13 protein-coding genes are annotated in these 24,037 nt (G+C 49.2%); 10 read left to right on the top strand and 3 right to left on the bottom strand.

Annotated features, from left to right (window positions below):
- Positions 1-347 precede the first annotated feature (347 nt).
- The 7 genes from ACFSUS_RS06090 (at position 348) to ACFSUS_RS06060 (ending at position 13,982) form a co-directional block, all read left to right on the top strand.
- Positions 348-3,605, top strand: coding sequence for a SusC/RagA family TonB-linked outer membrane protein (locus ACFSUS_RS06090; protein WP_381520507.1), 3,258 nt, complete (start codon positions 348-350; stop codon positions 3,603-3,605).
- A gap of 30 nt (positions 3,606-3,635) precedes the next feature.
- Positions 3,636-5,315, top strand: coding sequence for a RagB/SusD family nutrient uptake outer membrane protein (locus ACFSUS_RS06085; protein ID WP_381520502.1), 1,680 nt, complete (start codon positions 3,636-3,638; stop codon positions 5,313-5,315).
- A 409-nt stretch (positions 5,316-5,724) separates the two neighbouring features.
- Positions 5,725-8,757, top strand: coding sequence for a SusC/RagA family TonB-linked outer membrane protein (locus ACFSUS_RS06080; protein WP_381520498.1), 3,033 nt, complete (start codon positions 5,725-5,727; stop codon positions 8,755-8,757).
- Positions 8,758-8,790: 33 nt separating this feature from the next.
- Entirely contained in the window at positions 8,791-10,170 is a 1,380-nt protein-coding gene (locus ACFSUS_RS06075) for a RagB/SusD family nutrient uptake outer membrane protein (protein ID WP_381520495.1), read from the top strand.
- A gap of 36 nt (positions 10,171-10,206) precedes the next feature.
- Entirely contained in the window at positions 10,207-11,073 is an 867-nt protein-coding gene (locus ACFSUS_RS06070; protein ID WP_381520493.1) for a hypothetical protein, read from the top strand.
- 49 nt (positions 11,074-11,122) lie between these two features.
- Positions 11,123-11,614 carry a hypothetical protein gene (locus ACFSUS_RS06065; RefSeq protein ID WP_381520490.1) on the top strand — a complete coding sequence of 164 codons (492 nt, stop codon included), beginning with the start codon at positions 11,123-11,125 and terminating at the stop codon, positions 11,612-11,614.
- 4 nt (positions 11,615-11,618) lie between these two features.
- A complete protein-coding gene (locus ACFSUS_RS06060; RefSeq protein WP_381520488.1) occupies positions 11,619-13,982 on the top strand; it encodes a M43 family zinc metalloprotease in 2,364 nt (787 codons plus the stop codon).
- Positions 13,983-14,440: 458 nt separating this feature from the next.
- On the opposite strand, the gene ACFSUS_RS06055 is transcribed toward ACFSUS_RS06060, so the two are convergent.
- Together ACFSUS_RS06055 and ACFSUS_RS06050 are read right to left on the bottom strand one after the other, a co-directional pair.
- Positions 14,441-15,802, bottom strand: coding sequence for a RagB/SusD family nutrient uptake outer membrane protein (locus tag ACFSUS_RS06055; RefSeq protein ID WP_381520485.1), 1,362 nt, complete (start codon positions 15,800-15,802; stop codon positions 14,441-14,443).
- Between the two features lie 35 nt (positions 15,803-15,837).
- The gene (locus ACFSUS_RS06050; protein WP_381520482.1) at positions 15,838-18,960 is read right to left on the bottom strand and encodes a SusC/RagA family TonB-linked outer membrane protein; all 3,123 of its coding nucleotides are present in this window, start codon (positions 18,958-18,960) and stop codon (positions 15,838-15,840) included.
- A gap of 426 nt (positions 18,961-19,386) precedes the next feature.
- On the opposite strand from ACFSUS_RS06050, the gene ACFSUS_RS06045 reads away from it, so the two are divergent.
- The 3 genes from ACFSUS_RS06045 (at position 19,387) to ACFSUS_RS06035 (ending at position 23,317) form a co-directional block, all read left to right on the top strand.
- Positions 19,387-20,694 carry an OmpA family protein gene (locus ACFSUS_RS06045; RefSeq protein WP_381520479.1) on the top strand — a complete coding sequence of 436 codons (1,308 nt, stop codon included), beginning with the start codon at positions 19,387-19,389 and terminating at the stop codon, positions 20,692-20,694.
- A gap of 99 nt (positions 20,695-20,793) precedes the next feature.
- Positions 20,794-21,456, top strand: coding sequence for an endonuclease III domain-containing protein (locus ACFSUS_RS06040; protein ID WP_381520476.1), 663 nt, complete (start codon positions 20,794-20,796; stop codon positions 21,454-21,456).
- Between the two features lie 151 nt (positions 21,457-21,607).
- Positions 21,608-23,317, top strand: coding sequence for a GH39 family glycosyl hydrolase (locus tag ACFSUS_RS06035; protein ID WP_381520474.1), 1,710 nt, complete (start codon positions 21,608-21,610; stop codon positions 23,315-23,317).
- A gap of 99 nt (positions 23,318-23,416) precedes the next feature.
- Here ACFSUS_RS06035 and ACFSUS_RS06030 read toward each other — a convergent pair whose 3' ends face one another.
- Complete coding sequence (locus tag ACFSUS_RS06030; RefSeq protein WP_381520471.1) at positions 23,417-23,953, bottom strand: hypothetical protein; 537 nt, start codon at positions 23,951-23,953, stop codon at positions 23,417-23,419.
- Between the last annotated feature and the right edge of the window lie 84 nt (positions 23,954-24,037).

Genomic DNA, 24,037 nt, shown 5'->3' with positions numbered 1-24,037 from the left:
GCGGCAGGAGGGATCTTCGGGGAAATCGAAAAGACAGCATACCGAAGATCCCTCCTGCCGCACCGGCGGACCGGTCGGGATGACAAAAACACGCTCCAATCCGCAGGAATTGAAATACCAAAAACAAAACACTAAACAGCTTCTTTACAAGTGCATCGTTTAACAGAATGAAAATTCTATAGTATTCATATTGTGATTACTAGTATTAGCAAAATATTATTTTAATAATTAAAATACAATTAAAATTATTATAATACTAATCGGGCGTAGATAGGAGGTTTGTATGGCTGACGGCAGATTATACATTTGTGAGAATTTATGTTTTCTAACCTAACATAATTACACAGATGAATAAAGTTTTAATACTAAGCTTGCTGATTTGCTTGCTCTCGGTGTCGGCCTGGGCGCAGGACCGACGTATCATCGGTAAGGTAACGACAGCGGAGGATGGTTCGCCACTTCCAGGGGTTTCGGTTGTTTTGAAAGGAACAACAAAGGGTACAACCACCGATGCCGCTGGTGTTTATGATTTTAGCGTACCGAAAGGCGCCACACTCATTTTCAGCTTTGTGGGGGTCACTACGCAAGAGATTAAGATTGGCAACGAGTCAGAATTAAACGTTAGTCTGGCGTCCGATTCGCGCTTACTTACCGAAGTAGTCGTAACGGGTAGTGGAATTGAGACCAGTAAGGCTAAATTAGGAATTGCCGTTGAGAGTGTTTCGGGTAAGAACCTCCCACAAACTCCTACAGCCTCCATTGACCAGGCGCTGGTCGGTAAAATCCCGGGTGCGCAGATTTCCTCTGTTAGTGGTAATCCGGGCGATCCGGTGAACATCTTACTGCGAGGTATCAACTCCGTGCAGGGTGGTACCAAGCCCTTGATCATGGTGGACGGTGTTCAGGTAGCAGCTACGGATATTAACTCGCTTGATTTAAGCAATGTAGATCGGATCGAGGTAGCTCAGGGAGCGGCTTCTGCATCAATATATGGAGCACAGGGGGCTAACGGCGTTATTCAGGTTTTCACCAAGCGCGGCAAGAAAGGTCGGATCGCCGTTAACTTTTCGACGAGCTACGCATCCAACGAGTTTCTGAATACCGGAAACGTGCATAAGGCTGAGCTGCACCCATACCTGACGGACGCGAATAATAACATCGTTGATACAAAAGGAAATATACTGTCGATTAATGACTACGGTTCACTGACTGGCTTGTCTTATCAATACGGTGGGGCAACGCGTTACGCCATTCAGGACATTCGGAACGTAGCCGACAAACCGTACAATGCCAATCTGAAATATTACGATCACTTCAAGCAGATTTTTCAGACGGGTTCTACTACCAACAACACCATTAATATTTCGGGGGCTTCGGAAAAGAGCGATTTTAACATTGCCGTTGCCAATAACCACAACGTAACGCCAATCCTGAAAAACGGCTATATCGACCGGAGCAACATATCGGCCAACTTAGGCACGGAACTGTTTAAAGGCTTTTCAATTCGGTCAACGACGCAACTGGTCTATACCAAGAATACCTTAAAACCAGGTCTGGGCGCTGCTGGTGGGCAGTACTACGGACTGGGCAACTCGCTTGGTAACATTGGCCGGGTCTACGGATTTTTGAATACCTCGCCCTTCTTTGATCTGACGGCCCGCGACAAAGACGGAAACTACCCCTACAAGCAATTGGCCGACTTCGTCAGCATCAATGCCAACAATCCGTATTACAATTTGCAGTATACAGACGGTCTGGATAACAAAATCGACGTTATTCAGAACTTCGACGCCAACTATAAGATCAACAAATTTGTGGAACTGGACGCCAAATATGGCATCAACTACCGGAACGAAAACGCCCGGTGGACGTACTACAACCAGTCGCAGAACGCCAGCGTAGCTTATTTCGGCGGAGCAAATTTTGCCAGTACGTTCGCCCCCGATAATACTGGTGAAATTGACAACTGGCAGTACAGTTCTACTTTTCAGAACTTTCTGGCTACGGCTTATCTGCGCACGGATTTTCAGAATGATTTTCATATCAATCTCCCCATTCAGACCAGTACGCAGGTTTCGTTTGATTACCGGAAGAATAAGTACACGGAATACGACACCTATGGGTTAGGACTGGGTCTCGCTCCGCCGTATAACATCCAGTCTACCTCGTCGCAGGCGGTGTATTTCGATTACGTCCGGCCGTTTGTGACCTACGGGTATTTAGTGAATCAGAAAGTTGATTTCGGCGATTACGGTGGTGTAACGGCCGGCTTCCGCAGCGACTGGTCCTCCGCTTTCGGAGGAGGATCAACTCCGTTTACCTTCCCGCACTTTGATGGCCACATTGCTCCGCTCGCATTTTTTAAGAACAGTGCCCTCTCGAATACCTTGCCGTACTTCAAGCTTCGGGCGGCTTATGGTGAAGCGGGTATTCAGCCGGGTGCGTTCGACCGGTATCCCGTTCTTGGCCAGCAGAATTTGGGAACTGGCCTGACCTATGCTATACCGGTCACGAGCAATAACCCCAATTTGCAGGTAGAAGTCTCGAAAGAGTTTGAAGCCGGTACTGACTTTACAATTGGTGGGAATTCGGGACGTACATGGCTCAACTCGATCTCTGGTTCGTTCACGTACTGGAAACGTAAAAGTCAGAACGTCATCTACACGGTCAGTGTACCGCCATCAACCGGCTCAACGGGGCAGTTGACCAATGCCATCGACATGTCGTCGAACGGAGTTCAGTTCCAGCTAATGCTGCCTATTTACAATGCTAAAGGACTGAAATGGGATTTCACAACCAACTTCGGTCATCAAATCTCTAAAATTGACGCTATTGCCGGAGGAGCCGATATTATCCTGACGTCAAACGCGGGTAGTACGTCCCTGGCCTTAACGCCGGGTCAACCCATCGGGCAGGTATATGGCTATAAACTGCTGACCAGCCTGGATTATACCCGTCAGGACGGCACTCGGTATATCCAGCCCGGCGACGAAAATCAGTATACCATCGTTGACGGAAAGGTGGTAAACAAAACAACTTACCAGATGCAGTTCACCGACGAGGTGTACCCGCTGATGAACCCGAACCCCAAGTTTAACGTGTCGTTCATCAACGGGATTACCTTCCGCGATTTCCTGACGCTGAACTTCCAGTTCGATTGGGTGTATGGCAGCCATCTGTATAATCAGACGAAAGAGTGGATGTATCGGGATGGCATCAGTGGCGACTTCTCCAAACCCGTCACGATTGACGGCAAAACGGGTGCCTACACGGCTTATTGGTCCAGTGCCTACTACAACCTGTGGGGCAGCCTGCGCGGAGCGGGTAACAACGCCACTAAAGAATTCTTCGTGGAAGATGCTTCGTTCGTTCGGCTGCGGAACATTTCGCTCGCATTCGATCTGGCCAAGGTTATCAAACTGCCTTACCTGAACCGGTGCCAATTAGTACTGACGGGACGCAACATCCTCACATTTACGAAGTATACCGGCTACGATCCTGAAATCAGTTCGGGTTCGCCAAACTCCTCGTTCGACCGGGGTGTCGATCACAGTACGTTACCAAATACAAAGTCATACCAGGTTGGACTGAACTTTGGGTTCTAATCGTTGACCATTTTTTCGACTATGAAACTCATGAATACATATAAAATTTTCTCTACCGTTTGTTTCGCAGCCATGATGCTAGGGGGCGTATCCTGTAAAGAGCAACTGGATGTCGGCAATCCCAATGCCCCTACGGTGGACGCCAACGTCAATAACGAAACGGGGCTGATCCAATTGGCGCAGGGGGGGGTGTACATCAATGGCTTTGCCGGTAATGGACAGGACACCTGGCTGGGTGACAGCTACTTTTCACTGCCTTTAGGCTATCAGGAACTAATGGCTGATCACGTCGGAGCGGATGCCTCCAATAACCAGGTTACCACCATTGCACAGCCCGATTACATTATTCTGGACGATGGCACTAAGCAAACGAACCCATCCCCTCAGATTGGTATCATCCGGTCGTATAATACGCGGGCGGCTACGGGCAATGCCAACAATGCCATTTATTACCAGTGGCTAAATATGTACTCGCTCAACAATGCCTGTAATGTGGTGCTGAGCCTTGTCGATGGTATTAAGTTCTCAGGTGATGCTACTTCCCGCGCCAACACGGTCAAGGCCTGGTGCTACTGGTGGAAGGGGTACGCTTATGCCTCGATTGGTTCAATGTATTACTCAGGACTGATTAATGACAAGGCCAGTTCGACCAACGGTAATTACGTTCTGCACGATGCTATTATCAACCAGTCGAATACATACTTCAATCAGGCGGCCACAACGCTGTCAGGTATTAGCAGCGCTGCGGACTATCAGGCCGTTCTGAAGCAGTTGATTCCGGCCGGAAACCAGGTCGGTCGTGGTGGAGTTCCGACGGTTGATATGTGGAAACGGAGCATCAACACCATGCTGGCCCGCAACATTGTGGCCAACAAACTGGCACCGTTTGTAAACGGTAATCCCGATGCCAAAATTGGTAAATCATCGACAACGGCAATGACGGCCGCTGACTGGAACAGTGTGCTGACGCTGGCAACGAACGGAATCCGCAAAGATGACATCGTTTTCACGGGCAGAAGCACCGACAAAAACTCGTTTTTTTCCGCCACAGGTGGTACGGTAGCGGCCCTGACAACAGGAGTCAACAACAGTACTACGTTCAAGATCAGTGAGCGGTTCATCCAGAATTTCAATCCGGGCGATAAGCGGTTCACTAATAATTTTAACACCGCCAACACCTACAAAAACAACTATATCTACACGACTCGGTACAACGTCATCGATGGAGGTGCCGGAGCGCCGGGAGTTTATGTATTCGGAACCACGGCTGTCGGTGCTTATGAGGTGTTTATTGCCGGTAGCTACGAAGAAAACGCCTTAATGCTGGCCGAAGCTAATATGCGACTGGGCAATATTGAAGCAGGATTAGGCTTCGTAGATGCGGTCCGAAGCTACCAGGGGGCAGGCGTTGCGACCGTTGCGGGTACAGGACTAAACCTGTCAAAAGCATTGACCGAGCTAACGAAGGAACGGCAGGTTGCTCTGTTTAATCGGGGGGTAGCCTATTATGATCTTCGTCGCTGGGGCTGGACTTACGACATCGCCAACGGCGGTGGCAGCTATGGTAACACCGTAGTGACAACAGCTGGAGTCGTGAATAAAAACGTCACGATTAACTACAACTTCCTCGATTACTGGGATGTGCCAGCCGACGAATCAGTATTGAACCCATCGGCCAGCGGAGTGGTCACTAAAAACCCTAATTTTTAGTCGATAAGGTAAACAATCGACTGGATGTAAGGCGGTGGAAACCCGCGACTCTAACGTCTTAAGTCGTGGGTTTCCACCCGCCTTACAACTGGTCCGAATATTTATAAACGAAACGGCTTTGGGAACTCCCGAGGCCGTTTCGTTTATGGAGAACGGTTCTATGGGCAGTTCCACATTAATTTTTTGGTAAACAACAGGAGGCTTCAACAAAAAGAAGTAGACTTGAGTCTAAGATGTCATTTAAAAATAGTAGCTGACCCTGGGTGTATAACTGAGGATGAACTGAATATATAAGACAACCTTATTTTTTCGTTTAGAAAATAGTACCTTGTACGGCTTTTCGTTCGTACTTATAGGGCAAAAGTGTGGATCAACGCTAAAAGATTTTGTTTGGATTTTTAACCTCTACATGAGAAACTATTACGTTTTTGTTTGCGGAGCCTTACTGGCTCTGTTGCCCGGTTTGCTGTTGGCCCAAGGTCAACGTATATCGGGTAGAGTAACATCCGCCCAGGATGGCCAGGCGTTGCCCGGAGTAAATATTGTTGTTCGCGGAACAACCAACGGCGTGAGCACGGATGCCAACGGTAACTATAGTATCACGGTTCCTGGCGCTAGTGCGGTTCTTCTTCTTTCCTCTATTGGCTTAACCGCCCAGGAGATAACGGTTGGCAATCGCACGGTCATTAACGTGCAGATGCAGGAAGCGCTCAATGAACTGGCCCAGGTGGTTGTAACGGGATACAACACCGCCCAACGGAAAGATATTACCGGGTCTATTGCGTCGATTACGCCTGATAAATTCAAAGATATTCCCGTTGCCAGCTTCGACCAGGCTTTACAAGGGCAGGCAGCTGGCGTGCAGGTATCTCAGTCGTCTGGTACGCCCGGAGGTGGACTCACGGTTCGGGTGCGGGGTAATACGTCCATCTCCGCATCGAATCGGCCACTGTTTATCGTCGACGGTGTACCGGTAGAAGACGGGGCACTGTCCGCCCGCGAATTTGGTGGTCAAAATGACAACGCGTTTGCGATGTTTAACCCGAACGACATTGAATCGATTCAAGTCCTGAAAGACGCGTCGGCCAAAGCCATTTATGGTTCACGGGCAGCTAATGGCGTGGTGCTGGTTACCACAAAACGGGGTAAGTCTAACCAGAAAACCACCTTTACCGCTGATGTGCAGCGTGGCATGACCGACGTAACGCGTCGCCCTGATCTATTAAATTCTACTGAGCTATTAGAGTTGCAGCGAGAAGCTGTTACCAACGCAGGCTTAGATCCCGATAAGCTCGGCCTGATAAAAGGCGTTACGGATGGTATCAATACCGACTGGATTGATGCGGTACTCCGGAAAGGCATTTACCAGCAGTATCAGTTATCGGCTCAGGGAGGAAATGACCGTACGCAGTTCTACATCAGTGGTAATATGCGTGACGAAGAAGGCGTTCAACTGAATAATCGGTTCACACGCTACACTGGCCAGGTGCGGTTAGATCATAAGGTAAATTCAAAAATTTCCTTTGGCACCAACCTGACCTTGTCGAGAGCTACAAATCATCGGGTCAAAGGCGATAACTTTCTGGATGGCGTGTATTCAGGCGCCATCAAAAGCTTACCATATTACTCACCTTACGATGAGCAAGGGCAGCTCTACGGACCGAGCAGCCCAAACTATGCTGGCTTTCCTAACTTCAACCCAGTTGGGCAGGCAGTATTACCACGGTTCGTTACGTATACCGATAAACTGCTTGGTGGACTCTATGCCGAGTATGAAATTATACCCAATCTACGATTTCGGTCGAAGGTGAGCATCGATTACAATAACATTACCGAGGATAACTTTGAACCAAGATCTACAGCTATCGGTGGTTTTTTAGAAAGCGTTGGCCGACAAGGATATGGCGTTTTTATAAATTCGGCCTTGTCAACGTTTATCAACACAAACACGCTGACCTATAACTTTCAGAAAGAAGAGAAACATCACTTTAATACACTGCTGGGTTTCGAAGTTCTGAAGCGTACCGAACGTAGCGGCAATGTTTCAGGCCGATTGTTTCCCAGTGATGATTTCACGTACATTACGTCGGCAGGTATTGTTGACCAGGGATCATCGTCGTTAGTCAACAGCGGTTTGATTTCCACCTTTGGTGAGGTGCGCTATGATTACGACGAAAAATATCTGGCAACGATAACGGCTCGCTACGATGGCTCATCGCGATTCGGCCAGGATCGGCGCTTTGGTTTATTCCCATCAGCGTCGGTAGCCTGGCGCCTTTCGGGCGAAGAGTTTATGCAGCCCTTTCGCTTCCTGAACGACCTAAAAATTCGAGCCAGTTACGGCTTTACTGGTAACGAACGAATTGGTGATTTTCAGTTTCTCGGAACCTGGGCATCGGTTACGTATAGCGGATCGACAGGCGTTGGTCCTGCAGCATTGGCCAACCCTGCCTTGCAGTGGGAGCGTACGCGCGAAGCGAACATTGGCTTGGATGCTTCCTTATATAATGGTCGGTTCAACGTAACATTCGACGCTTACGATAACCTAACTGACAAACTCCTGTTCGCTCAACCCATTCCGCAGACAACCGGTTTTGCAAGTGTGCAGGGTAACATCGGAAAGGTATCAAACCGAGGGCTCGAACTGACAATTAACACGGTAAATATTGATGGTCCTATTCGTTGGGTTACGGATCTGAACTTGTCGCGTAACATCAACAAGGTGGTGGAGTTGGCTAGCACTGAACCCGTATTTCGGGGCTACACGGCGGATGGGGTTGGATCTACTAACGTAATTCTGGCGGGCCAGCCCTTAGGGACGTTTTGGGGACTTAAGTTCCTGGGCGTCGACCCCGCCACAGGTAATGCTATCTACGATGATAAAAACGGGGACGGCCGGATTACAACTGATGATGCACAGGTTATTGGTAATGCACAGCCCAAACTGTTTGGTGGTCTGACAAATAAGGTATCCTGGAAAGGCATTGATGTAAGCGCGTTCTTGCAGTTTTCCTATGGCAACAGTACGCTCAACTACAGCAACGCAACGCTTCTTAACTCAGGTGCAGACATACAAAACAATCAAACCAGAAAAGCACTACAGCGCTGGCGGAAAGAAGGTGACATTACCAGCGTACCCAAGTACGTTTTCCAGAACTCCTATAACAACTATCTCAGCAGCCGATTCCTGGAAGACGGGTCTTACTTACGCTTAAAAAACGTATCAATTGGGTATAACCTGGACAAAAAATGGATTAGCCGATTCAAACTAGCGAATGTCCGAGTCTATGCATCTGCCACGAATCTGTTAACCTTTACCCGCTATTCGGGGGCCGATCCGGAAGTAAGCACGCTCGACGGTTCGACTACGGCTCAAGGCATCGACTTCTTTACGCTCCCCCAAATAAAAACGGTGATCGGCGGCTTAACCATAAATTTCTAAGTCGCTCCCATTTACTATTCAGTCTGTTTCAACATGAATCGATTCTCACGATATTGTATCTTGCTGGTGCTGGTTAGCATGGCTTCCTGCCGGGAAGTCCTGGAACCCAAATCAGTAGACCTCCTGGAAGATAACCTGGTACTGAATGAACCCGCCGACGTGCAGCCAGTTCGTATTGGGTTATACAGTGCGTTGCGCGCAACGGCGGCCCCGACTGTAATCGCCGGTGACTTCACCGCTGATTATATTCAGCATAACGGTACGTTCACCGACTACCGAGAGCTGGCCACCAAGCAAATTACACCGGCTAATGGTGCTGTTAGTGCACTATGGGGTAGCCTGTATCGAACCATTTACGTAGCTAATTTTATCATCGAGCGGTTGCCGCAGGTGACTGGTGTTACGGAAGCTACCCGTAAATCGGTACTGGCCGAAGCGCGATTTATGCGGGGCTATGCTAATTTCATTGCCACCAATACCTACGGCGACGTTCCTCAGGTAACTACAATTGATCAGATTGCTAACCGGACGGTACCCAGGACGCCTAAGGCTACGATTCTGGCTTCTGTGTTAGCTGATTATCAGGCTGCACTAACCGACCTGCCTAACATTACTACCGCGTCGACCAACGTAACAAATAATGCAACGTATCTAAACAAAATCACTTGCCGAGCAGCGTTGGCCCGCTATTATTTGTATCAAAAGAATTGGGCACAGGCTGAATCGTTTGCATCGCAGGTGATTAGTTCGGGAGTGTACACGCTGGTTCCAAATTATCAGGATGTAGTGGTGAAAGACTTCATTCCAGAGTCTATTCTTGAGGTCGGCTATAACTTAACCGATGACCCCGGTACGGGCAATTTTGCCCTCAACAACTTATTTGTTAGCCGTCGGGAGGTGATTCCCTCTAATCAGCTGGTGGCTTCACTTGTCAATACCGAATCGGGGGAGCGCGTTCAGACTATTACGTTTAATGCGCAGAATCAACGGGGAAATGATAATGGCTGGACCGTCCGGAAGTACGGGACGGGTACCGAAGATAATAATAATATTGTGCTCATGCGGCTGGCTGAGATGTATCTGATTCGGGCAGAAGCCCGGGCTCAGCAAGGTAAATTGGCCGGAGCAGACGGGGCCGTTGCCGATCTGAACGTGCTCCGGACCCGGGCAAAGGCACCGGCGGTTGCTGTGGCTAACCAGGCGGATGTCTTATCGGCGGTTGAACGGGAACGGGTGTATGAACTCGCTTTTGAGGGGCATCGCTGGTACGATCTCGTTCGCACGGGGCGGGCGCAGGCGGTTATGTCGGCCTTTTCGCCAAACTGGAATGTTCGTTACGAACTTTGGCCTATTCCGCAAAGTGAAATTCAACAAAATACAGCCTTACAGGGAAAGCAAAATCCTGGCTACTAATCAGCGACAGACCCACTGACATTGAATATCGACAGTATGAAAACAATACTAAATGACCGACGAACGAAGCAGCTAGGGCGCTGGCTGTTAGGGCTGATTCCTGTAATTGCGGTCGGCTGGATTGGGCTCGCCTGCGAAGAGCAGGACTTGGACCGCACGTTTCAAGGGCCGTATTTCGTTCGGTTTACCGATTCAACGCTGACGTATAAAGAGAGTTATAGTCAGCCGATTTCTATTCGAGTGCACAACGTTGGCCCGATACTCAGTCAGCCAATTACGGTTAATTATACCGTAAGCGGTTCGGCTCGGGAAGGAAAGGATTACACATTGCCCGATACGAAAGGTACGGTCATCATTCCGGCGAACAAGAGTTTTGGTGAAATTAAGCTTCAGCTCATTAACAACGCCAATAATATCCTGGAGTCGCAATCCCTGACCTTTACGCTTACCGGTGTGCAACCCAGTTCACTACAGGTTGGCTTTGGTAAAGACGGCATTGTGGGTAAAACGATGACGTTCGTTATTCAGGACGAGTGTCTGTTTGGCGGTTTCTATACCGGTGCACAACGCGTAGGCACCACCAATGCCAGTGTATCGAACGTAGAGATAACCAGCACCAACTGCAAAGACTACCGTTTGAGTAACTGGAACATTGGTGGGTACCTGTTTAATTTCAATGCCATCAAGCCGACGTTGACATTTACTGACAATGGCGACAACTCGCTGACGATTCCACCCCAGGCGAATGCTGAACTTGGGTCGACGGATACATTACGGGGCAATGGCTCATGGAATCCTCGGGATCGCCGGATCACGCTGAACATTCAGGCAAAGATTCGCATAAGCAATGAGCCTGTTCGCGATACAACAATTGCATTCACACAGACCTATACACCACAATAAAAGGTAGTTAGGTTAAACTAAATTAGTTGAAATACAGAAATTCAGCATTATGCGCACATTAATACGCTTATTCCTCATTCCTACAGCGATAGGATGGCTGTTGGGTGGGTGTTCCGAGAAAATTGAACCCAAGCCCATCACGTACTCCCAATTGCTCACCGGAACTACCCAAAAAACCTGGCGAGTGGTGTCCTTTCAGGTATTTGATGAAGGTGATGGATCAGGTACACTTCCAATTGCTCAAAGTGGTATAGACGCCTGCATTACCGATGATTTATACACGTTCTACGCGGGTAGCGAGCGGAAACTTGAAATCAGCGAAGGGGCGTCAAAATGTAACCCAGGCGACCCGGATATTTTCCTGACTGATACCTGGGCGCTCGTTAATGCGAATGCGTCCCTTGAATTTCCACTGACAATTCTTGGTGGTACGTACCCGTGGACCCTTAAAAGTATAACTGATCGAGCGTTTACAATCGAATACTACTTTGAGGATATTGATGCTAGTTATCGCTTCACGTTTAATTCTGTTTCTAAATAGGCTTATGTTTCGATCATTACTCAGCATATGTCTGTTCCTTGTAGTTACTGGTTGTAGCCTATACGCTCAGACGCCCCGCAAGCCGGAACAGTGCGCTACCATGGAAATGGATAGCCTGTTGCGGGCAAAATACCCACAGTTAGGAACGCTTAACGACTTCGAGCGGGATCTGCAGCGCAAGATGCTCGACATTAAGAAGCGGCTACAGTCGGCACGGATGGCCGCACCGGTCATTACCATCCCCATTATTGTGCACGTTGTCCATAACGGCGAAGCCGTTGGGGTAGGACGTAACATCAGCCAGGCGCAGGTTCGGGCGCAGTTAGAAACACTGAACGAGGATTTTCGCCGGAAGCTTAACACGCGGGGTTTTAATAACAATCCGGCTGGCGCAGATATTGAAATAGAATTTTGTTTGGCGGCCCTCGATCAGCAAGGGCGAACCATGCCCGAACCAGGAATTGACCGTATCAACGGCAACCGGGCCAACTGGAGCCGCGATGACATTGAAGGTGTTCTAAAACCAAGTACGTACTGGAATCCCGATAAATATTTTAATGTCTGGGTGCTTGACTTTGCCTCGGGCGAAAATCTACTGGGGTATGCTCAGTTCCCGAGCCAGTCGAATTTGCCCGGTATTCCCACTGCGTCACCAGGTAGTACGGATGGAGTAGTGATCTTGTATCGATCCTTCGGTAATGCCGAAAAAGGCAACTTTCCTGTCATGCAGGCTCCCTATAACCTGGGCCGGACTTTAACCCACGAAACAGGACACTGGCTGGGCCTGCGACACATCTGGGGCGATGCCAACTGCGGAGATGACTTTTGTGGCGATACACCCCCTCAATCGTCCGAAAGCCGGGGTTGTCAGACGGGTCGGGTTAGCTGCGGAGGCACGAACATGGTGCAAAACTACATGGATTACTCCGACGACGGCTGTATGAATATTTTCACCAACGATCAAAAAACGCGCATCCGGACGGTTATGGAAATAAGCCCACGCCGGGCCAGCCTGCTCACCTCGAACGTTTGTGGAACGCAGGTGGTTACCCGGCCACAGCCCAACTTCCGCGCCGAATCCCAACGCGTTTTGCTCGGTGGACAGGTACGGTTCAATGACCTTTCGGGCGGCTTTCCTACCCGATGGGAATGGACATTTGAAGGAGGGACGCCCGCCACTTCGACCGAACAGAACCCAACCGTTACGTACTCGCAACCCGGCAAATTCAAGGTAACGTTGGTAACCACAAACAGTGTCGGCCAGTCCGACCCACTGACACGCACCGAATACATCGAAGTATTGAATGCCGGTTTGTGCGACAATCAAACCAATTTCAATGGTAGTAACACCGTACTGCGGGAGCCAGGCGGAACAGGCTACGTAGCCGGTCAGAATAGCAAACGCACCCAGGCCGTATCGGAGTTTTTTGATAACTCCTTAGGCTACAGTAACCTGGCGGGAGCAGCGCTAAAGTTCGGTGTGGCTAAGGCCGCTGCCGGTGCCGCTACCGAATCGATAGTGACCGTCACCGTATGGAACGGCCGCGGTTTTCAGAACGGCCCTGGCGCTATTCTGGAACAGAAAGACGTTCCTTTACGCGTTATTCTGGACGATGTGGCCAACAACCGTACCACCAATGTTACGTTCGACCGGAATGTACCCGTGAGTGGTTTGCCGTTCCACATTGGTGTTACGTTGACCTATGCGGCTGGCGACACGGTAGCCCTAACGACAACCCAGAATGGGCAGTCTGTTTTTGCAACGGCCTGGCGCCAAAACCGACAGGGCGACTGGTTACGTTATGCCGATAGTCTTGGGTTGAATGTAGCGCATAACGTGGCAGCTCGTGTGGGTATGAAGTCGTCGGTACAGGTCGCGTCTTCCTCTATATTCATCAACCCCGGTGAAACGGTCACGCTGAACGCACGGGGAGCCAGTGTATTCAACTGGTCAGGACCAGGATTAAGCAGCACTCTGGGACCGCAGGTGACTGCTCAACCGACACAAACGACATCGTATACCGTGTCGGGCACGGGGACCGATTTGTGCAGCACGTCGGCGGTAGTTACTGTAAACGTTCGGGCCGGTACCGTAACGGCTACTCCATCTACGGTGGATCAGGCGCTGGAAGTTACGCCAAACCCCAGCGACGGACTGATGATGGTAATGCTGAAGGGGGCGCAACGAGGAGCATTGACGCTCAGCGTCCGGAATTTAAGCGGAGCCGAGTTGGTTCAACAGAAACACCAGAAGACGACGGACGTATTTCAGCAGCCGCTGAGCTTACAAACTGCGTCGGGTGGGGTCTACATTGTTGAAGTCAGAATAGGGGAAACGACGTATCGAAAACGGGTTGTGAAGCGGTGATCGTGGCTAACGCTCAGTTCGTTGTCTATAAAAATAACCGCCCACAAAACCGTAAAACCGCCCAGAAAGAATCAGTAGCTACGCAAGCTGAAGAGACAACATTTTTGCCAGAAATCTGTTTTTTTCAGCGCAACGCTTATTTAACACGTTAACTAACATGAAAACGAGTCATTTTACTTTACCTACCTGGCTGTTGGTTATAGGAATGCTGGTAGGAGTAATTGGCTGTAGTTTGTTCATAAGTGATCAGCAAACGGTCGGCCGACTTTTGTTAGGTCTTGGGTCAGTTAGTACCTTATCCGGGTCTGTTCTTCTTCTAGTTCGTCTGAATAGGAGAAACAATTTGGGGGTATAACCTTGATCTATGTTTGTTGGAACTAAAAACGCGAACCAGACTCTGGTTCGCGTTTTTAGCTTTAATTTAAACAATAAGCCGACTAACAGCCTGTTTAAGCATCTTAAATCGGGCCATATCCCGGATTTTGTACCAGATTTTTGTTGGTATCAATCTCACGCTGCGGGATTGGTAAAACTAGGTTATCTGCGTTAAATGGCGTCGTACCTACCGAGCCTTTAGTACGTTTAACATCAGCAAGGCGTTGACCTTCAAACGATAATTCAAGCCGCCGTTCCAGTAGAATGGCATTTAAGTCAACTGTCGTTAAAGGCGTAGCCTTCGCCCGGTTGCGTATTAGATTAACGTCTTCGAGTGGAGAGGCACCAACGCTCGTGTTCAAGCGTAAGTTAGCTTCCGCGCGAATCAGATACATTTCGGCCAGACGCACTACCGGTACATCACCGAACTGATCGTTAAACTTGCTGGTAAACGTATTGATACTCGCCGTGTTAATAAATTGTCCACGAACATCTCCGGCTCCGTAAAGCTGTAGGAACTGTTGCTGTAACCGAATGTCGCCCCGGCCCTGGTTCAACGAAGACGCGAAATAGGTGTTTAGATCATTTGTGCCGTCCTGGGTCGACACAACAATTCTGAAGATGACTTCTGCCTGATTTCCGGCAGATGCGTCGGTGAATACGTCGGCAAAACTAGGAGCCAATGAATAGGTACCCGATTCAATAACACGGTTAGCGGCATCTCTGGCTGAGGCATAATTCTGCTGTTGAAGATACACACGGGCCAATATAGCTTGTGCAGCTCCTTTGGTAGCAAAACCAATATTACTCTGTTCGGCTGGTAGTAATTCTTCTGCTTTAGTCAGGTCGTCTAACGCCTGAGCGTATACTTCGGCAACCGTGTTTCTAGCCCGAAGGTCAGCGTCTGAGATCGACCCAGTTGGCGTTAACACTATCGGAACGCCCAAGTTCTGAGCGGGGGTACCATCGCCCCAATCCTTAGCAAACGCCTTAACCAGCTCGAAATACAACGCTCCACGAATGAAGCGAGCCTGGCCTTCCACACTACTGCGATTGTCTTCGCTAACCTTATCTAAAGCCGAAAGCACATTGTTTGCCCGGTTGATAGTGTTATAACCGTCAAGCCAAAAATCTCGAACAACCGCATTGGATGGCGCAACAGTCCGCGCCGATAGCTCTAACAGCGTAGAAAAGGTACCATTAAAGTTGAAGTCCCGGTTGTTGCCCAGTAGCTCGCTAATGTACTGAATTCCTCCACCGTAAAGATTAATGCTACTTAACCCATCATAAGCGCCAGTGAGCGTAATCTGAACGTCTTGTTCAGTATTTAAAGCTTGAGAAGCCTCAATACTCGTAGTCGGAACAACGTCTAACCGACTGTCACAAGCGGTGACCAGCAGGGCCGTTACGCCAACGTATAACCAGTGTTTTATTGATATAGTCATGTTCGAAAAAAGCATGGTGAAATGTGAGCTACTCGTTAAAAGCCAATGTTGATACCGCCGGTGATGGTACGCGCCTGCGGAGCGGTATAAAAGTCGTAGCCTTGTGCAATGTTGGTTACTGTATCATCAGCGTTAACTTCGGGGTCCCAACCCGTATACTTCGTGAACGTAAGCAGGTTCTGGCCCGTCACAAAGAAGCGTACCGAGTTCAACTTCACCTTATTAATCAGCTCTTTGGGCAGATTGTAAGACAGCGTAGCCGTGCGTAAACGAACAAACGACCCATCCTGAATATATCGGCTGGAGGCTTGTGAGCCATTGGCCCGGTAGAATCGAGCTTCTGGTACGTTCGTAATCGGATTCTCTGGTGTCCAGGCCGCTAACTGATCGGCCGTTTGGTTGTCTTCGTAAATACCGTTCGCCGACGAATACTGACCAACGCCATAGAAGTTGATCTTGTTGCCAAACACACCATTGAAGAACACGCTCAGGCTAATTCCTTTGTAGGTAAACGTGTTGGTAACACCACCTGTCCACTTGGGTAGCGGACTGCCGATTACTACGCGCGTAGCCTGGTTATAAGTATTTGTTGTAGCCCGGTCGACACCAGTTACGTTTCCGTCTGAATCCGTAATCGGTGTATTTTTATACCAAAGAGCGTTACCGTTAGCCGGATCAACACCCGCATATTCGGCAGTAAAGAACACGCCCAACGGCTGTCCCTCAACGGCACGGCTCATCGCGCTGAATCCGCCTTCGATAATCTGATCTTGTAAGTTGGTAACCTTATTCAGGTTGGTGGCGATGTTTATACTTGTGCTCCAGCGGAAGGCTCCCACTGTGTTATCCGTATTGAGCACAAATTCAAAACCCTTGTTCTCCAAGCTACCCACGTTGCGGAATTGTGACGCGAAGCCACTCGTTCCCGGTACATTTACGTTGAGCAGCAGACCCGTTGTCTGCTTGTTATAATAATCTACTTCACCGTTGATTCGGTTATTGAGAAAACCAAAATCAATACCTACGTCAACCTGATCGGTAGTTTCCCATTTCAGATCTGGGTTGGCCAATTGGAAAGGGCGTTGGCCGGGGAGCGTCGAATAACTGGCATCACCCGTAAACAGGCCTAACTGCGGAAAGTTCTGTAAAGAGACGTTGCCTGCTGTTTGAATATCTGCATTACCCGTTCTGCCATAGCTGGCACGTAGCTTAAGAAAGCTGAGGACTGTACTATTCTTCAGGAAGTCTTCCTCCGTGAGTACCCAACCAGCCGACACCGCCGGGAAGAAACCGTAACGGCTATTGCTACCAAAGCGAGACGAACCGTCGACGCGGGCGCTTACGCCGAGGAGATAGCGGTCAGCAAATTTGTAGTTTGCCCGGGCAAAGTAAGATAGGAAGCGAAAATCTGATTGATCGGACGAGCCTGCACTGATGACGGCTGCACTGGCAATTTGCCGATACGCATCGGATGGAAAATCTCGTCCTTCGACAGAGTTAAGTTTACGCTGCGATTGTTGGTAAGACATCCCTACGGTTCCATCAATTCCGTGTTTGCCAATTAGCGTGCTGTACGAAAAGAAGTTGTTCGTGTTGTAGTTCTCAACCCGGTTAAAGCGGTTTTGACCTAAACCTTGCGGAGCACTGGAGTTTCGGGCCGTTTTGCTGTTGTAATACCGCTCTTCCTGCTGATTCAGAACGTCCAGACCGAACTCCGAGCGGAACGTTAACCCCTTGGCAATGGCAATCTGACCATAGGCGCTGCTGATGTTGCGATAGACGGTAGTGTTGAAAATCGCATTTCCCAGGTTAATCCGTGGGTTATAATACAGAGGAATGGTAGGATCGCCAGGAGGAGTTCCTATTTCTAAACCAGTCGCTGGATCAATGGACGGTGTTAATGGTATTAACGCATTAATTTGTAACGGGTTGTCAAACTGGCGGTCGCCCGAAAGCCGTTGGTTAAGCGTTCTTGTCAATCCCATATTCAAGCCTACCCGAACACGATCCGAAATGCGGTGGTCCAGATTAATCCGACCTGTATAACGCGTCAGTGCATTGCCGATCAAAATACCTTTCTGGTCAAGGAGTTGACCGGAGATGAAAAAGGATGTTTTTTCATTTCCACCATTTAAGCTCAGATCGTATTGCTGGAAAGGTGCATCCTGAAAGGCTAAATCGCCCCAGTTGGTCGAGCGCCAGGTTGTAGAATCAGCTGGATTAAATGTGCCGAGTGACTGAGCCTGGAAAAAATCTTCGATATAAGTAGACCGTGAGTCCGGATCGCTTGGATCAGTTCCATCAATCCGGTCTCGATTAGCCGCAGCCCGTCGGTAGAACTTTACGTACTCTGGAGTGTTCATGAACCGTACGTTATTAGTAGGTTTACTTGACCCATATTGAGCACCAAAATTGACGTTCGTGCGACCCGCTTTCCCTTTCTTTGTCGTGATCAGGACAACCCCGTTAGCCGCTCGTGACCCGTAAATTGCAGCCGCCGAAGCATCCTTAAGAATCTCGATCGATTCAATGTCCTGTGGGTTAATGTCCGTTAATGGACTGGTTGGAGCGGCATTGATACTCAGGTTTTCGGTGGTGATGGGAATACCATCAACTACGTATAAAGGCTGATTAGAGGCTGACACCGACGATTGACCTCGTACCCGCACCTGAATTCCCTGACCTAGTTTTCCAGAACCGCCGTTGACTTGCACACCAGCGGCTTTACCCTGAAGAGCCTGATCAAAGGTAGTTACGGGTTGATCCTGGATATCGGCTGCCTTGACCCGCGCGATATTACCCGTCAATTCACGTTTGATCTGCGCGCCAAATCCTGTTACAACGACTTCGTTCAGGTTTCGGACGTCTGTTTTCAACGTAATGTTAATGATGGAGCGATTGCCAACCCGCTCTTCAGCCGAAGTGAAACCAATAAAGCTAAAAACGAGTGTTGCCTCTTCGCTGGCCGTAATTCGGTAATCACCCGTTTCGTTGGTGAGTGTACCCTGTGATTGCCCCTTAACAGCCACTGACACTCCGGGTAGCCCACTTCCATCGTCTGAAGACGTGATTCTACCAGTAACCACTCGACTCTGCGCATAGCCAATCTGCGATGTCATAAACAATAACAGAAGGCTGACCTGTAGGAGTATTTTCATATTCATTCGTTAAAATTGATGAGAAGCTAAATTGTAAAAATACAATATGAAATCGAATAACAAAACTCCTGACAATTCGTACTTCGCGCTCAAGACGCAAATTGTTAAAATATAAATTTGATAATCGAGCCTATTATCAAAATAAAGTACTAGATAAAATCAATAGACTTATAAATGAGTATAATCGGTGTCCGTAGCTATGTATTTGAAAAATTATATAGCGTTGACAATGATAATTCTTTATTTGACTAATTCTGTAAAGTCGCCTTGTGAGATAGAGTAATCTATTTGTAAATTTAATTTGCTGAGCGTTGTTTTTTTACGTGAATCAAGACGCTTTATAAATGTTGCCGATAGATCAGGCTTAAACCATGTAATACCGGTTATTGTCTAAACGTTACAGCTAACGCCCAGTGAACAACGACCATGAACCGCATAGTACTTCCATTTCTTTTCTTGCTCCTGCTCGCACCAGGGCTGCACGCCCAAGTGCAGTATACGACCGAAAACCCCCGCGTGGACGATGTCAATGATCGTGATGTATCCATAAAGCGCGTAGAGTTAACGGAACAGTACACAATTATCTACATGAAGTATAAGGCCAAAGGGGAGGGGGGAGGACAGCAGGCATGGCCTTTCTCAATCCCCATGCCTAACGGACGGCGTTCTGTACCGATCCCCGACGTAACGACCAACACAATTATGTTTGAGCCAACTGCCCGCCTGTATGTGAATCAGGGAGAGCGTTCGTTTAAATTTATTCGGGCCGAAAATATTCCTATCGAAAAAAGGCGGGAGGTAGAGGCTGGTGAGCAAGTTAATTTCGTAGTTTATTTTGAGCGGGTAGCTCCTGGATACACCACTTTTGACTTATTTGAGTGCCGAGATAGTCGGGGAAGCGTTTGCTTCAACTTCTGGGGGGTTCATATTATTAACCCAGCCAGGAAGCCGAAGGATACCTATGCCCAACGTACGCCAAAGCCAAGAGTACAACCGCAGGTTCAGCCGAAAGCACAAACGCCCCGCTACACACCCCGAACTACACCTGGTGTGGGTACGCCTGACCCGGCACCAACTCAGCCACAGATAGAGCCTGCTCCCACGCCCTCAGCAGTAGCCATCAACGGGGTCACGCGGGATGCCCGCACCCAAAAACCCATTGGCGCAACGGTTACGTATAAACTGATATCGGGAGCCGAAGCCGCAGGCGACGATCCGGCCGACTCTGTACTCAGCGACAGTCCAACGGGAAAGTATAAGATTCCGGTGGGTCGGCGGGGTGTTTATGCCGTAACGGCCTCGGCTAAAGGCTATTTTAGCCAGAGCGATACGCTGGCCACTAACCGCATTGACGTAGCCCGTGATTTTGACCTGGTGCCGATCAAGACCGGAGAAAAGATTACGCTTAAGAATATTTATTTCAATGCATCGCAGTTTGACTTAAAACCCGAATCGTTTCCGGAACTCGACCGGCTGGTTGTCGTGATGCAGGATAACCCAACCATGAACATTCGCCTGGAAGGACACACGGATACAGTCGGTGATTTCGACGCCAATGTCGAACTGTCGCGCAACCGGGTTAATGAAGTAAAGCGTTATTTAGTGGGTAAAGGCATTCGAGCCGACCGGATTGATACGGTTGGTTATGGTCCGTCGCGGCCTATCAACACGAACAAGAGCCTGAAAGAGCGTCCCGAAAACCGGCGGGTCGAAATGGTGATTGTGAAGGTTTAGCCTTAGTAACCGCAAAGACGCAAGGTTTTCGCAAAGGCCGCATGGATAAATTCTTTGTGCCCTTTGCGCCATCTTCGCGTCTTTGCGGTTAAAGACTATATGAAACCTGACTTTAACCTTACCCTTGTTCTCAGCCGGATTGAAGACGCCATCAAGCCCTTCCCGAAGGCCGCCATGTTTGCGTTATTCGAGCGTGGTTACAACAGCCTGTTCGAGCAGCTGATTTCCTGCATCATCTCTATCCGAACGCTCGACGAAACGACAATTCCGGTTTCGCTACGCTTGTTCGAAGCAGCCCGAACGCCCGAGCAGTTGCTGGCGCTCGATATTCCGACCCTTACCGAGCTGTTATACGGCACAACGTATCCTGATCAGAAGGCCTACACCATGCATGGCATCGCCGAACGAATCATCAATGAGTTCAACGGTGAGCTGCCTGCCGATTATGCTACGTTAACGTCGTTAAAAGGTGTTGGTCCAAAATGTGCTAACCTTGCGTTAGGAGTTGCCACCGGGCAGGCTGCCATCAGTGTTGACATTCACGTGCATCGCGTGGTGAACCGCTGGGGTTATGTACACGCCAAACAACCCGAACAAACCTTGAAGGTACTTGAAGCGCAGGTACCCCGCGAGCAATGGGTTGATATTAACCGGCTATTGATGCCATTCGGTAAGCACATCTGCACCGGAACGCTCCCCCATTGTTCGGCCTGCCCGGTTCTCGAGTGGTGCGAGCAAGTTGGAGTCGATCGGCATCGCTAACGTGGGTAGCCTAACTACGTAGTGAGGAGTTTGGGCGTCGTTTCATTGACATACCCGTGCTTGATTATTGATTAATTTTCTCTGAACTCATTATAAGTGAGTAGTAGCTCTACTTTGTAGTGATTTGATAGTAAGAAAATTACCAAACGCTATGCGAGCGAGAATCCATCGATTACTACACGCCGGTTTATACACAGTTACTTTGCTGATTCATGGGCCACTGTCTGCCCAGGAGGCACAACCCAAACCCGTTGCCATTGACGTTGATTTGGCGAAGGACAAAGGACCTATGAAGCCAATCTGGGCGTGGTTCGGCTACGATGAACCGAATTACACCTATATGAAAGACGGCAAAAAGCTGCTTACTGAAATCTCGAAGTTGAGCAAAGTGCCGGTCAATGTACGGGCTCATAGTCTGCTGGTAACCGGCGACGGCACCGCTGCCCTGAAATGGGGTTCGACCAATGCCTACACAGAAGACAAGAAAGGAAACCCGATTTACGACTGGACCATTGTTGATAAAATATTCGATACGTATATCGAGCGGGGCATGAAACCCATCGCACAAATCGGCTTTATGCCCGAGGCATTGTCGACAAAACCGCAACCGTATCGGCACAATTGGAGTCCCGGCGATAAATACAATGACATTTACACGGGCTGGGCCTACCCGCCAAAAGACTACAAAAAATGGAGCGAATTGGTCTATCAGTGGGTGACGCATTCAGTACAACGATACGGTAAGCAGGAGGTGGAAAGCTGGTACTGGGAGTTATGGAATGAGCCCAACATTGGTTACTGGAAAGGAACACCCGAAGAATACATTAAACTCTATGATTACACGGCCGACGCGGTAAAGCGGGCTTTACCAACCGCCAAAGTTGGTGGCCCTGAAGTAACCGGCCCGGCCTGGGAGGTCTCCGAAAAATTTATGAGGGCCTTTTTGGACCACGTTGTCAGCGGCACGAATTACGTGACCGGCAAAACCGGTTCGCCACTTGATTTTATTACGTTTCACGCCAAGGGCGATCCAAAGGTAGTCAACGGTGCTGTGCAGATGAATATGGGGAAGCAGCTGCGCGACATCGATAAAGGCTTCGAAATAGTGGCTTCGTACCCAACGCTAAAACAGTTACCCATCATCATCGGTGAGTCTGATCCGGAAGGGTGCGCTGCCTGCTCCGAAGATTTCCACCCCCAGAACGCGTATCGAAATGGCACCATGTATTCCAGCTATACCGCAGCTTCGTTTGCCCGGAAATATGATTTGGCCGAGGCTCGTGGCGTTAACTTAGTAGGGGCCGTAACCTGGGCTTTTGAGTTCGAAGATCAGCCCTGGTTTAGAGGGTTCCGCGATCTGGCTACCAACGGGGTAGACAAACCCGTGCTCAACGTATTCCGTATGTTCGGTATGATGGAAGGCAATCGGGTAGCGGTAAGCAATGGGCTGGCTTATGATTATGCAAAGGTGCGGGACGAAAGTGTTCGCAAAGGCGCTGACATCAATGCGCTGGCCAGCAAAAACGCGCAAACCGCCACGGTTATGGTGTGGAACTACCACGACGATAACGTACCCGCCCCCGCTGCTCCCGTCTCAGTTACCGTGAAAGGCGTTCCGGCCACGAAAGTGTTGGTAGAGCATTACCGCATCGATCGCCAATTTAGCAACTCGTATGAAGCCTGGAAACGAATGGGATCGCCTAAAAGCCCAACGGCTGAGCAAGTTGCCGAGTTAGAAAAGGCGGGGCAGCTTCAACTGCTTGGTTCACCTGAATGGATACCGGTAAAAAACAGTCAGGCAGCTCTGAATTTTACGTTACCTCGCCAGGGCGTATCGCTGCTTAAGCTTACGTGGCAATAGATTTATGCCTTAAGGGCCCCCGAAAATTCTAAAGTAGCTGTTTTAAGTCAGCGATGGTGAGCGAAGTCTCAGACTATGCTCAACAGGCTACTCAGATACCTACTTGTTCGGGGTCGTAGTTAGCGTTTCTTTCAAGCTAGCCAGCGTAGCCCGGCAGGCCCTGTCTATTTGCTGATAAAGCTCAGCTTGTTCGGCCGCTATTTTCTCGACCAGCTGCTCGTTTTTGACATCGCTGTCGGCCGCTTTTTTTATTTCTTCAACCGTCGAGCTCGTTGCCCGGACGGGTAGGGTAAGGCCGTCTCCTTCTACGACCAGATCGGTTATGGTGGCCCGATAGCGCCCAATTTTAGCTTCTACAGTAAGCGTATAACGTACGTTTCGTTTTTCGATCGGATAAAATGACCTGACGAATACTATGCCATGTACATCATCACGCTGCTGCTCGGCTTCGTTACTAGCCGTGTAGTGCTGATCGGCCCACGAGCGAATTTGGGTGTACACCTGCCGGGCGGGCAGCGCCGGGTTAGATAAACGTACGATCTCCTGGTACTGCACCTGCCCCGCTTCGTTAGTTGGGAGCGTAAACTGGGCAAGGGCCGTTGTGGAGAGGAGTAAGAAGAAAAAGATAGTTTTCATAAGGCATGATAAACCACACAGGCGTTACTTGGCCCAGCGGCAACACTAAATTGGCTCAAAACAGCACGCAAAGGTACGAGTTAT

The organism is Spirosoma soli (assembly GCF_042684525.1).
Lineage (GTDB): Bacteria > Bacteroidota > Bacteroidia > Cytophagales > Spirosomataceae > Spirosoma > Spirosoma soli.
Note: the sequence above shows the minus strand (reverse complement) of the source record. Positions and strands in the feature narration are given on the sequence as shown.